Raw genomic sequence first — 12,606 nt, forward strand, 5'->3', positions numbered from 1 at the left:
GAGCTGGCTTGCCTGCGATGGTGGCACCTCGGTCTACCGGCCGAACTGGCCCGGCCAGCCAATCACCTTCTTCGGTCTTGGCGTCGCATAGGTCCTGATCTTCGACGTCGACAACCCCAGACGCACCAGTGATTCGGCGATGGTCACTGCCGCCGTCACCCCATCCACCACCGGTACGCCGGTGCGCTGGCGGATCTGTTCATCCAACCCGGCCATGCCGCCGCAGCCCAGGCAAATGACCTCGGCCTTGTCTTCACGGATGGCCAACTCGGCCTGGCGCACGATGGCTTCCATGGCGGCCAGTGGGTCTTCCTCCAGCTCGAGCACCGCCATGCCGCTGGCGCGCACCGAGGCACAGCGCTGGTAGAGGCCGGCGAGTTTCAAGCGGTCTTCGATCAGCGGCACGGTGCGGTCCAGGGTGGTCACCACCGAATAGGCGTGGCCCAGGAACATGGCAGTGCTGGCGGCTGCTTCGGTGATATCAACCACCGGCACGTTCAACAACTCCTGCAAACCTTCACGGCCATGTTCGCCGTAGCCGGCCTGAATCACCGCATCAAACGGCTGGTCATAGGCCATCACCCGATCCATCACGGCAATGGCCGCCAGATAACTTTCAAAATTGCCTTCCACCGACTCGGCACCGAAGTACGGGGTAAGCCCCACAATTTCGGTGCCGGGTGACGCCACGGCGCGCGTCTGTTGGGCGATGGTGTCGGTGATGGATTCGGTGGTGTTGACGTTGACCACGAGAATACGCATGGAATCTCCTTGATTAGTGACTGACGTTATCGACTGCAATGCTTTCGCCGCTGACATCGGCGTAGAACGGTTGGCGCTTGGCGATCAGCAGGTACAGCAACCCTGCAATACCAGCGCCAAACATCCAGGAAAAGGGGGCGACGCTGGCAAAACCGGGCAACAGCGCCAGCAGAATCGCGATCACCGCTGCAGGAATGAACGCCGCCACTGCGCGCAAATTGACCCCGCGGTTGTAGTAATAAACGCCGTTGGGGTCTTCGCTATACAACTGCAACACATCTACTTGGCTTTTTCGGATCAGCCAGTAATCGACCATGATCACCCCGTACAACGGCCCCAGCAGTGCGCCCAGGCCAGAGAGGAAATACACGATCACCAGCGGGCTGTTGTAGAGGTTCCACGGCAGGATCAATACCGCTACGGTCGCGCTGATCAGGCCGGCGCGGCGGAAGTTCAGGTACTTGGGCGCCAGGTTGCTCAACACGAAGGCAGGCGCGACGAAGTTGGCCATGATGTTCACCGCCACGGTGACAATCAGGAAGGCCAGGCAACCCAGCACGAGGAAAAAGGTATTGGGGATGGCAGCGATGATTTCGGTCGGGCTTTCAATCACTCGGCCATTGAGCTGGAATTGCCCGCCGCACAGCAGCACGGTGATCGCGGCAAACACCAGGATATTCACCGGCAAGCCCCAGAAATTGCCTACCAGGATGGTCTTGCGGCACGGTGAAGAGCGGGCGAAGTCGCAGAAATTAAGAATCAGCGTGCCGTAGATGGTCAGCCACAACGCGCCACCGGCAAAGATGTTGCGCCACATCTCGCCGCCGCTCAGGGGCTCGCGGGTCGACCACGCGATGTTGCCGCCGACCTGGAAGTACATCCAACCGGCCAGTGAGGCCACCGTCACCAGAATCACCGGCCCGGCGAAGGCTTCGTAGCGACGTACCATTTCCATGCCATACGCCAGGATTGCCAGCTGCACGCACCAGATCGTCACAAAGCACGCCCAGCCGAGGGTTGACAGGCCGAGGATCGAGTTGTGGTCATAGTCGGCAAATCCTGGATGAATGGCCGACAACAACACGCGGAAAACCACCGACGCCAGGTAGGTCTGGATACCAAACCAGGCAATCGCAATGACTGCCCGAATCAACGCGGGAATCTGCGCGCCATGAATACCGAAACTGATACGGCTGATCACTGGAAACGGTACACCGGTCTTCTGGCCCATAAACCCCGACAGGTTCATGAAGAAGTACACCAGCGCCGCACCGATCCCCAGGGATAACAGGATCTGCCAACCGCCCAACCCCAGCGCATACAGGCCGATGGCAAACGAGTAGTTGGCGATGTTGTGCACGTCGTTGGTCCACAACGCAAAGATGCTGTAGCGCCCCCAGCGCCGGCCTTCGGCTTTGGTGGGTGCCAGGTCTTGGTTGTGCAGGCGCGGGCTGAGTACCAAGGGGCCAGGGCTTGCGGCCTCGGGATTCAGGGCGGAGGAGGGCAGATCCAGTGCGATGTTGTTCGAGAGGCTTGTACGCATTCCGGCAGGCTCCAGCGCATCTGCGAGCAAGCCGCAGACAGCAAAGTGTATGTATGTTTTGTATTTATTGTATACAAAGCGTATTTCACCTTAAGCCACATGCGTGCCAGTTTTCGGTCTATGAAAACTGTGGGTAATTTCGTTTTTATAGGATTGTTGAATAACCAGCTGAATTAAAAGAAATATAAATTGACCGATTGAACAGCTATTTATTTTTCGGTTGATGAGAGGCGATTAGCGAGGGCGAACAACAGGTGTGGAGGGGTGTTACGTTATGGTGCGAGCATGCAGATATTGCACACATAAATGGCACCTATGGTTACATTTGTGTGTACATATTTATGGTTGGGATGAAACAAATGTGGGAGGGGCTTGCCCTCGATAGCGCAGTGCCAGTCACCATATTTACCGACTGATCCACCACCATCGGGGCAAGCCCCTCCCACATTTTTTACCGCGTCGGTCTTCAGGCTTTGCTGATGATATTCCCGGCATGCAGCCCGCATTCTTTCTGCGTTGCTTCTTCCCACCACCAGCGGCCTTCGCGCTCGTGCTGGTTCGGCAATACGGGGCGGGTGCAAGGCTCGCAGCCGATGCTGATGAAACCGCGCTCATGCAGGCTGTTGTAGGGCAGCTCCAGCATGCGGATGTAACCCCAGATCTCCTCGCTGGTCATTTGGGCCAGTGGGTTGAACTTGTACAGGGTGCGTTCCGGGGTGGAGAAGGCGGTGTCGATTTCCAGCGCTGCCACCTGGCTACGGGTACCGGGGCTCTGGTCGCGGCGTTGGCCGGTGGCCCAGGCTTTTACACCGGACAGTTTGCGGCGCAGCGGTTCGATCTTGCGCACGCCGCAGCATTCGCCATGGCCGTCCTTGTAGAAGCTGAACAGGCCCTTTTCCTTGACAAAGGGTTCCAGCTTGCTCTGGTCCGGCGAAATCAGTTCGATGTCGATTTTGTAGAAATCGCGCACCTGCTCGATAAACCGGTAGGTCTCCGGGTGCAGGCGGCCAGTGTCGAGGCTGAACACCTTGACGTTCTTGTTCAGCTTCCAAGCCATATCGACCAGCACCACATCCTCGGCACCGCTGAAGGAAATCCACACGTCATCACCGAACTGGCTGAACGCCAGCTTGAGAATGTCCTGGGCGGATTTGTTGGCATAAGTCGCGGCGAGTTCGGCGACGTCGAAGGCTTGGTTCATCAGGACGGTTCCTACAGGTCAGTGGCGCTGAGCGCTCTATAGGGGAACGATGGTATCAAATCCGCCCTGCGTTGCGGCGGCGAGCTTGAATCGCTAGAGTTCAGCAGTCCTTTGGCTCGCTCAACTTGAATAATACGAACGGAGTGTCTTGTGGAAATTGCCTGTCTTGACCTGGAAGGGGTGCTGGTTCCGGAAATCTGGATCGCCTTCGCCGAAAAAACCGGTATTGAATCCCTACGGGCCACCACCCGCGACATCCCCGACTACGACGTGCTGATGAAGCAACGCCTGCGCATCCTCGATGAGCACGGGCTCAAGCTCGCCGACATCCAGGAAGTGATCGCGACCCTCAAGCCGCTGGACGGCGCCGTCGAGTTCGTCAACTGGCTGCGCGAGCGTTTCCAGGTGGTGATCCTGTCGGATACCTTCTACGAATTCTCCCAGCCGCTGATGCGTCAACTCGGCTTCCCGACCTTGTTGTGCCACCGTTTGATCACCGATGAACACGACCGGGTGGTGAGCTACCAACTGCGCCAGAAAGACCCCAAGCGTCAGTCAGTACTGGCCTTCAAGACGCTTTACTACCGCGTGATCGCCGCCGGTGATTCCTACAACGACACCACCATGCTGGGCGAGGCCGACCACGGGATTCTGTTCCACGCGCCGGAAAACGTGATCCGTGAGTTTCCGCAGTTCCCGGCGGTGCATACGTTTGAGGATTTGAAGAAAGCGTTCATCAAGGCGTCGAATAGGACGTTGAGCCTGTAAGTATTTCAGTGAGGCTGATGGCCTCTTCGCAGGCAAGCCAGCTCCCACCTGAACCCGATCAACTGTGGGAACCGGGCTTGCCCGCGATGGGGCCCTTTCTGACGCTGCAGGCCCTAGATTCCGGCCAGCAGTCGTTCATACGGAATGCTTAAACCTTCATGCAGGCGCTTGATCATCGACAGGCTGAGTTTGCGCTTGTGGTTCAGCACCTCCGAAACGCGTCCACTGGGTCCGAAGAAGGCATGGGGTAATGCTCCGCCTCGTATTTTTCGATGAGGATTGCGAGGATTTCCAACTCGCCTCCCTCAGGCGAGCCGATTTCTGCTCCCCATAGCTGTTCCACTCGCGCAAGCGCAGTGGTCAGGTCTTCCTGGGAATGAATAGGTTTGATGTTCATCACACGGTCTCCGCGTTGATTTGATCGTACTGCGCATGGGTTCCCACGAAGCGTATGAACCCAAGCTGTCGCTGATAATCGATCGCCATGATCACTCGATACTTGTTGCCGCCCACGTTGAAAACAACCCTGCCGCTTTTTAGTGAGATGCAATTTTGGAAATGATTTCTGACGAGTAATGAATCGCTTCATGTGATCCTTCACAGACGGCGGTTGAACGGTCGGAGCTGGACGCTAACCAGTGGCTCTCACATCGTCTACGGTCGTTCTGATTCAGATTTTTTCTGCTTCGAGAGACTGGGCTGGCCTGTGCTACAGGTTTTCCAACGTTTGCAGCAACACCCGCACCTTCGTCAGCGACTCCTGATACTCCGCCTCCCACTCCGAGTCCGCCACAATCCCACCGCCGCCCCAGCAGCACACCTGCCCATCCTTGACCAGCAAGCTGCGAATGGCGATGGAACTGTCCATCTCACCGCGCACGTCCAGGTACACCAGCGAACCGCAGTACAGCCCGCGTCGCGTCGGCTCCAGCTCGTCGATGATCTGCATGGCGCGGATCTTCGGGGCGCCGGTGATGGAGCCGCCGGGGAAGCTGCCGGCGATCAGGTCGAGAGCATCTTTGTCGTCGGCCAACACACCCGTCACGCTGCTCACCAGGTGGTGCACGTTGGGGTAGCTTTCCAGGCTGAACAACTCCGGCACTTTCACCGAGCCAGTGCGGCAGCTGCGGCCAAGGTCGTTGCGCAGCAGGTCGACGATCATCAGGTTTTCGGCGCGATCCTTGGGGCTGGCCAGTAACTCGGCGGCGTTGGCGGCGTCTTCTTTGGGTGTTGCACCACGAGGACGGGTGCCCTTGATCGGGCGGGTTTCGACCCGGCGCTCGCTGATGTGCACGAAGCGTTCGGGCGACAGGCTCAATACCGCTCCGTCATCCGGCAGGCTCTGAAACCCCGAGAACGGTGTCGGGCAGGCTTCGCGTAGCGCGCAGTAAGCCACCCACGGATCACCGATGCACGGCGCGCGAAAGCGTTGGGCGAAATTGACCTGATAGCAGTCACCGGCCTGGATGTAATCCTGGATGCGCACAATGGCCTGCCGGTAAGCCTCGGCAGTGAGGTCCGGCACCATAGGGCCATGCAGGGTGAAGCTTGCAGAGTGCTCAGTTGTCGGCTGGCTGAACACTGCGATCAACCGTTGCCGCTCGCTTGCGGCCAGTGCCGGATGAAAGACCAACTGGCTGGTCTGTGCGTGGTGATCACTAATCAGCGCCCAGGCATACAGGCCGAAACGCGCGTCTGGCAGGTGCAAATCGTCCGCCGCCAGATGTGGCATCTGCTCAAGATGCCGACCAAAGTCATAGCTCAGATAGCCGATCAAGCCCCCAGCGAAGGGCAGTTCATAACCTGCGGGTAATTCTGCTTCACCCAGCTGCGTCAGGTTTTCCCGCAAGCGTTGCAGGAAATCGGTGCCGCTCTCATCCGGCCAAACCGTCAAGGTTGATTGCGGCCAGGCGCTGAGCACGTCATAACGGCCGCGTTCGGCTGCGGGGCGGCCGCTGTCGAGCAGCACCGCGCCAGGGGCATGGCGGATCACCGCGAAGTATTCGGCGGGGTTGGCCCGGTAGGGCAGCGGGTGTACGGAGCAGGTCGACATTGCGGGGTGGATCAGCCGTTGGCGTGGGGGGGCGATTGTAGTCCCCTGTAGGAGATGGTCCTAGAGGGGATGTCGGGTATAGACAGATTGAAGCCCGGATCAGCCTTCAAAGTGCGGTATATGCCCAAACAGTTCCTGCGCGAACTTCACTCGTTCTTCCGGGGTTTCGGTAACGCCAGCCGCTTTCAATTCATCTAGCCGCGCTTCCACTGCATGGGTGCGCAAGGTCAGGCCACAGTCATTGGCGATCTGGATATTCAGCCCCGGCCGAGCATTGAGCTCAAGGATCAGCGGGCCTTTTTCCTGGTCCAGCACCATGTCCACGCCGATATAACCCAGCCCGCACAACTCATAGCAGTTGGCGGCAAGCTTCATGAAGCCGTCCCAGTAGGGCAGTTGCACACCGTCCACCGCATTGGTGGTGTCAGGGTGCTTGGTGATGATGTTGTTCAGCCAGGTGCCGCGCAAAGTCACGCCGGTCGCTAGGTCGACGCCCACACCGATGGCACCCTGGTGCAGGTTGGCCTTGCCGCTGGATTGACGGGTCGGCAAGCGCAGCATGGCCATGACCGGGTAGCCCATCAGCACGATGATGCGAATATCCGGCACACCTTCGTAGCTGATGCTCTTGAAGATCTGGTCGGGCACCACGCGGTATTCGATCAGCGCACGGTCGCGGTGGCCGCCCAGGGAATACAGGCCGGTAAGGATGCTGGAAATCTGATGTTCGATGTCCTCATGGCTGAGCAGCTTGCCGGACACCGTGCGATAGCGCCCTTCAAAGCGGTCGGCCACCACCAGGATGCCGTCACCGCCGGCGCCTTGGGCCGGTTTGATCACGAAATCGCTGCGTCCGTCGAGGATCTCGTCGAGCTTGTCGATTTCCTTTTCGGTGGAAATGACGCCGTACATTTGCGGCACATGGATACCGGCGGCGATGGCCCGTTCCTTGGTGATGATCTTGTCATCCACGATCGGGTACAGGCTGCGCTTGTTGTACTTGAGCACGTAGTCGGCGTTACGCCGGTTGATGCCCATGATCCCTCGCGCTTCCAGGGCCTTCCAGGTCTTCCAGAAGCCGAACATTACGAGTCAGCCTTGAGGAAGGCCTTGAAACGCACCAGTTCGGTCAAGCGGTAGCCGCGATAACGCCCCATGGCCAGCATGAAGCCCACCAGGATCAGCAGGATCGCCGGGAAGGTGAACACGAAGTAGATCAGCTCCGGCACACTCATGATCAAGTGGGCGAGGGTGGCGGCGAACAGCGTGCCAATCGCCACTTTCAGCGCATGGCTGGCACCGCGTTCTTCCCAGGTGATCGACAGGCGCTCGATGGTCATGGTCAGAATCACCATCGGGAACAAGGCCACCGACAGCCCGCGTTCCAACCCCAGCTTGTGGCTGAACAGGCTGATGGCCGCGATCAACACCACCACGAAGGTCAGCACCACCGACAACCTCGGCAGCATCTGCAATTTCAAGTGTTCCAGGTACGAGCGCAGGGACAGGCCCAGCGCTGTGATGATCGTGAACAGCACAATGCCGAAGCCCAACTGCGTCTCGCGGAACGCCAGGGCGATCAGGACCGGGGTAAAGGTGCCCAGGGTCTGCAGGCCGATCAGGTTGCGCAGGATCAGGATCACCAGCACGCCGATCGGGATCATCACCATGATCATGAAGGTCTGCTGGGTTTGCAGCGGCAGGCCGTACAGCGAGTATTCGAGGAAGTTGGCGTCGGTGTTCTCGTCGGTCAGCTTGGCCAGGCGAATGGCGTTCATTTCGCTGTTGTTCAGGCTGAATGTCACGGCGGCTTTCTTGCCGCCTTCCACCGTGATCAGGTTTTCATCGCCGGTCCACCACAACAGGCGGTCGGCCGGCAGGCCCTGTTCACCGGTTTCGGGGTTGAAGTACAACCAGTCGTTGCCATTGAAGCTGCGCAGCCACAGTTCCGGTGTTTGTGGCTGGTCGGCCACCAGGCGGATGGTGTGGACCTTTTCTACCGGGACATGGGCGATAGACAGCAACAGTTCGACGATCTTGGCCTTGTGCGGCGTCGACGGGTCGCCGGCCAGCAGCAGTTTCACGTTGTCGTCGTTGAGGTTGTTGGTGCGCTTGATGGCTTCGCCGATAAACGTCTCGACGTCGGCCGAGTGCTGGCGGATCGGCGCCAGCAAGGCTTCGGCGGCGATTTTTTCCGGGCCTTCCACAGCAATGCTGTCACGGAAGGTCGGGCCCTTGACCTTGACCTTTTCGCCGCTGTAGCGCTTGGTCAGCACCAGGCGGTAATACAGGGTTTGCTTGCCCTTGGCCCGGCGTGCCGACCAAGTCACCTTGCGGTTGCCGTCAGTTCGGTTGACGCTCACCCCATAGTTGTTCGAGATAAAGCTTTCATTGAGGCTGACGAAGTCGCGGCTCAGCGGCGGCACGAACATCGAGATCTTTACCGGGTCCTTGGGGTTGGCGACGAACTCGACCTTGGCGTCGATGTTCCACAAGTCGTCCGTGGCGTCTTCGGTCACAGGGATACCCAACACGAAAATCTGGTAGGCGGTGACCGAAATACCCAGCACCACCAAAATGGTGATCAGGATTTTCAGGTGCAAGGTCAGAGAGCGCATTCGGTTTACTCGGCGGTATGAGCGTCGGCGGCGCAGGCAGGTTTGCCCGCTGCGTATTTAAGACTGGGGTCGACCAGCGCATCAAAGCGTTTCAAGGCTTCGGAGCCGATCAGCAGCGGGTATTGGAATGCGCTGCGGTCAGTCAAGTTCACTTCGATGCTGCGTAAAGCGGTACCCATGCAGACATCCAGGCTGATCACTGGACGGGCGGTGTACTGCTTGCCCTCATCGGGATCGTAGTCACCGGCGCGACGCTTGATCTTGCTGACGCGGGCCAGGGGCAGTTCGATGGGGTGGGAGTGGGCAGTGTCGATGGCCAGGTAAAAGCGCACCCAGGATTCGCCATTACGCTTGAAGCGCTTGATATCACGGGCGCTGAGGGATGCGGTCTTGGCACCGGTGTCGAGTTTGGCGGCCACTTCCAGGTCGATACCGGCCAGCTTGGCGTATTCATTCAGGCCATACACGGTCTTCTCGGCACCGATGCCAAGCCCCGGTACACACCATAGGCAAATCAATAGAAGGAAGGGCTTGAGTCTCATAAATCCTGAGGCGGTGCCGTGCGATGTTCAATTCAAGGCGACTGGCATTGCTGCGCAAACTCCCTCGTGCGCCGTTTCATCGGGTGATGTCAGGCGAAAGCGGCGGGCATTCTAACATGATGCTTTTTTGGCGCCAGCGCTGGCAGGCGGCCATGCCCTAGGAACGTGTCGAAGGGGTTATTAGATGATTGTCGACAATATTGATTTATTCTTTGACTATCAGGGGCTGATTGGCTAGTTTTTGCGACATTGATTTTAAAGGTGTCGACAATATGCTGGATCAACTGGAAACCCCAGTGATAGCGCAAGACGATTCCCAGACCATGTCAGAGAACGTCTTCCGGCGTATCCAGGCTGCCATCGTCAAGGGTGAGATCGCCCCCGGCAGCAAGATTTCCGAACCGGAACTGGCGCGCACCTACGGCATCAGCCGTGGCCCGTTGCGTGAGGCGATCCACCGTCTGGAAGGCCAGCGTCTTCTGGTGCGTGTGCCCCATGTCGGTGCGCGGGTGGTGTCCTTGAGTCACGCCGAATTGATCGAACTCTACGAAATCCGCGAATCCCTCGAAGGCATGGCCTGCCGCTTGGCCGCCGAGCGCATGACCGACGCGGAAATCGAAGAGCTGCGCCAGGTGTTGCACACCCATGAGCGCGACGAAGCGTTCCAGGCTGGCCTCGGTTATTACCAGCAAGAAGGCGACTTCGATTTCCATTACCGGATCATCCAGGGCGCCGGCAACCGCACCCTGACCCAAATGCTCTGCGGCGAGCTGTATCAATTGGTGCGCATGTACCGCATCCAGTTCTCCGCGACGCCCAATCGTCCACGCCAGGCTTTTGCCGAGCATCACCGCATTCTTGACGCGATTGCCGATCGTGACGGTGAACTGGCGGAGTTGTTGATGCGCCGCCATATCGGCGCTTCCAAACGCAACATCGCCCGTCACTTTCCAGACACTACCCCCTAACGAGGTGAGTCATGAGTTCCAATAACAACAGCACGCCAGGCCAACGTTTCCGTGACGCGGTCGCCAGCGAACACCCTTTGCAGGTGGTCGGTGCGATCAACGCCAACCACGCCCTGTTGGCCAAGCGCGCCGGTTTCAAGGCGATCTACCTGTCGGGCGGCGGGGTGGCTGCCGGTTCCCTGGGCGTGCCGGACCTGGGCATCACCGGCCTGGATGACGTGCTGACCGATGTGCGTCGTATCACTGACGTGTGCGACCTGCCGCTGTTGGTGGACGTGGACACCGGCTTTGGCTCCTCGGCGTTCAACGTGGCGCGCACGGTCAAGTCGATGATCAAGTTCGGCGCGGCGGCCATTCATATCGAAGACCAGGTCGGCGCCAAGCGCTGCGGTCATCGTCCGAATAAAGAAATCGTGTCCCAGCAGGAAATGGTCGACCGCATCAAGGCTGCCGTGGATGCGCGCACCGATGACAGTTTCGTGATCATGGCGCGTACCGATGCCTTGGCGGTAGAAGGCCTGGAGTCCGCCCTGGAGCGTGCCGCCGCCTGCATCGAGGCTGGCGCCGACATGGTGTTCCCGGAAGCCATCACCGAGCTGGAAATGTACAAACTGTTCGCCTCCCGGGTGAAGGCGCCGATCCTGGCTAACATTACCGAGTTCGGCGCGACACCTCTGTACACCACCGAACAGTTGAAATCTGCCGATGTTTCCATCGTGCTGTACCCGCTTTCGGCCTTCCGCGCCATGAACAAGGCCGCCGAGAACGTCTACACCGCAATCCGTCGCGACGGCACTCAACAGAACGTGATCGACACCATGCAAACCCGCATGGAGCTTTACGATCGCATCGACTACCACACCTTCGAGCAGAAGCTCGACGCGTTGTTTGCCGCGAAAAAGTAAGCCTGTGGGAAGGTGCCTGCCTGCTCCCACATGCCTCCCTAATAAATTCAAGATTGGAGATCGAACATGGCTGAAGCAAAAGTACTGAGTGGCGCCGGCCTGCGTGGCCAAGTGGCGGGCCAGACGGCCCTGTCCACCGTGGGCCAGGCCGGTGCCGGCTTGACCTATCGCGGTTACGACGTGCGCGAACTGGCCGCCGACGCGCAATTTGAAGAAGTCGCCTACCTGCTGCTGTACGGCGAATTGCCGACCCAAGCCGAGCTGGCCGCCTACACCGCCAGGCTGGGCAAACTGCGTGACCTGCCGCAAGCGCTCAAGGAGGTGCTGGAACGCATTCCCGCCGACGCTCACCCGATGGACGTGATGCGCACCGGTTGCTCGTTCCTGGGCAACATCGAGCCGGAGAAAGACTTCAGCGTACAGCGCGACGTCACCGACCGCCTGCTCGCGGCTTTCCCGGCGATCATGTGCTACTGGTACCGCTTCAGCCACGACGGCAAGCGTATCAACTGCGTGACGGATGAGCCGAGCATCGGCGGCCACTTCCTGCACCTGCTGCACGGCGAGAAGCCAAGCGAGCTGCACGTCAAGGTGATGAACGTCTCGCTGATCCTCTACGCCGAGCACGAATTCAACGCTTCCACCTTCACCGCTCGTGTGTGTGCGTCGACCCTGTCCGACCTGTATTCCTGCGTGACCGCCGCCATCGGCTCCCTGCGTGGCCCGTTGCACGGCGGTGCCAACGAAGCGGCGATGGAGATGATCGAGCGTTTCGGTTCAGCCGAAGAGGCCGTCGAAGGCACCCTCGGCATGCTGGCGCGCAAGGACAAGATCATGGGCTTCGGCCACGCGATCTACAAAGACAGCGACCCGCGTAATGAAGTGATCAAGGGCTGGTCGAAAAAACTCGCCGACGAGGTGGGTGACAAGGTGCTGTTCCCGGTCTCCGAAGCCATCGACAAGACCATGTGGGAGCAAAAGAAACTGTTCCCCAACGCCGACTTCTACCATGCCTCCGCGTACCACTTCATGGGCATCCCGACCAAGCTGTTCACGCCGATTTTCGTGTGCTCACGCCTGACTGGCTGGGCGGCGCATGTGTTCGAGCAGCGTGCCAACAACCGCATCATCCGTCCAAGCGCCGAATACGTCGGCGTCGAGCAGCGCAAGTTCGTGCCAATCGAACGTCGCTGAATAAGAAGACCGGCGATCTTGAAGTGAAAACCGGATCAAGTGTGGGAGGGGG

General features: G+C 59.2%; 11 protein-coding genes and 2 pseudogenes. 4 read left to right on the plus strand and 9 right to left on the minus strand.

Features of this window, described 5'->3' with window-relative positions; genetic code table 11:
* Window positions 1-33: 33 nt before the first annotated feature.
* The 3 genes from ACRESD_RS06215 to ACRESD_RS06225 all read right to left on the minus strand — a co-directional run bounded on the left by ACRESD_RS06215 (window position 34) and on the right by ACRESD_RS06225 (window position 3,506).
* Window positions 34-762, minus strand: a complete 729-nt coding sequence (locus ACRESD_RS06215; protein WP_431750125.1) for an aspartate/glutamate racemase family protein — start codon at window positions 760-762, stop codon at window positions 34-36.
* A 13-nt stretch (window positions 763-775) separates the two neighbouring features.
* Window positions 776-2,305: an NCS1 family nucleobase:cation symporter-1 gene (locus ACRESD_RS06220; protein WP_431750126.1), complete on the minus strand. Its 1,530-nt coding sequence runs from the start codon at window positions 2,303-2,305 to the stop codon at window positions 776-778.
* Between the two features lie 466 nt (window positions 2,306-2,771).
* Window positions 2,772-3,506, minus strand: coding sequence for a phosphoadenylyl-sulfate reductase (locus ACRESD_RS06225; protein WP_431750127.1), 735 nt, complete (start codon window positions 3,504-3,506; stop codon window positions 2,772-2,774).
* A 150-nt stretch (window positions 3,507-3,656) separates the two neighbouring features.
* On the opposite strand from ACRESD_RS06225, the gene thrH reads away from it, so the two are divergent.
* Window positions 3,657-4,274, plus strand: a complete 618-nt coding sequence (gene thrH / locus ACRESD_RS06230) for a bifunctional phosphoserine phosphatase/homoserine phosphotransferase ThrH (protein ID WP_431750128.1) — start codon at window positions 3,657-3,659, stop codon at window positions 4,272-4,274.
* A gap of 113 nt (window positions 4,275-4,387) precedes the next feature.
* Here the strand turns inward: thrH and ACRESD_RS06235 are convergent.
* From ACRESD_RS06235 to ACRESD_RS06260, 6 genes and pseudogenes are all read right to left on the minus strand, one after another.
* Window positions 4,388-4,671 (minus strand): annotated as a pseudogene (locus ACRESD_RS06235) (helix-turn-helix domain-containing protein).
* Window positions 4,671-4,832, minus strand: a pseudogene (locus ACRESD_RS06240) (type II toxin-antitoxin system HigB family toxin); the annotation flags it as partial. The pseudogenes ACRESD_RS06240 and ACRESD_RS06235, both read right to left, overlap by 1 nt.
* A 151-nt stretch (window positions 4,833-4,983) precedes the next feature.
* Window positions 4,984-6,327 carry an aminodeoxychorismate synthase component I gene (gene pabB / locus ACRESD_RS06245; protein ID WP_431750129.1) on the minus strand — a complete coding sequence of 448 codons (1,344 nt, stop codon included), beginning with the start codon at window positions 6,325-6,327 and terminating at the stop codon, window positions 4,984-4,986.
* Window positions 6,328-6,426: 99 nt separating this feature from the next.
* Entirely contained in the window at window positions 6,427-7,413 is a 987-nt protein-coding gene (locus ACRESD_RS06250) for an alpha-L-glutamate ligase-like protein (protein WP_431750130.1), read from the minus strand.
* On the minus strand, window positions 7,413-8,945 hold the full coding sequence (locus ACRESD_RS06255) for an inactive transglutaminase family protein (protein ID WP_431750131.1): 1,533 nt from the start codon (window positions 8,943-8,945) through the stop codon (window positions 7,413-7,415). The genes ACRESD_RS06250 and ACRESD_RS06255 overlap by 1 nt, the downstream gene beginning before the upstream one ends.
* Window positions 8,946-8,950: 5 nt before the next feature.
* Window positions 8,951-9,487 carry an ATP-dependent zinc protease family protein gene (locus ACRESD_RS06260; protein ID WP_431750132.1) on the minus strand — a complete coding sequence of 179 codons (537 nt, stop codon included), beginning with the start codon at window positions 9,485-9,487 and terminating at the stop codon, window positions 8,951-8,953.
* 272 nt (window positions 9,488-9,759) lie between these two features.
* Here ACRESD_RS06260 and ACRESD_RS06265 point away from each other — a divergent pair, with 272 nt between their 5' ends.
* From ACRESD_RS06265 to prpC, 3 genes are all read left to right on the plus strand, one after another.
* On the plus strand, window positions 9,760-10,455 hold the full coding sequence (locus ACRESD_RS06265) for a GntR family transcriptional regulator (protein WP_431750133.1): 696 nt from the start codon (window positions 9,760-9,762) through the stop codon (window positions 10,453-10,455).
* Window positions 10,456-10,466: 11 nt separating this feature from the next.
* Complete coding sequence (gene prpB / locus ACRESD_RS06270) at window positions 10,467-11,360, plus strand: methylisocitrate lyase (protein WP_123715392.1); 894 nt, start codon at window positions 10,467-10,469, stop codon at window positions 11,358-11,360.
* 66 nt (window positions 11,361-11,426) lie between these two features.
* The gene (gene prpC, locus ACRESD_RS06275; protein WP_431750134.1) at window positions 11,427-12,554 is read left to right on the plus strand and encodes a bifunctional 2-methylcitrate synthase/citrate synthase; all 1,128 of its coding nucleotides are present in this window, start codon (window positions 11,427-11,429) and stop codon (window positions 12,552-12,554) included.
* Window positions 12,555-12,606: the final 52 nt, after the last annotated feature.

Origin of the sequence: Pseudomonas sp., assembly GCF_050739995.1 — a bacterium.
Lineage (GTDB): Bacteria > Pseudomonadota > Gammaproteobacteria > Pseudomonadales > Pseudomonadaceae > Aquipseudomonas.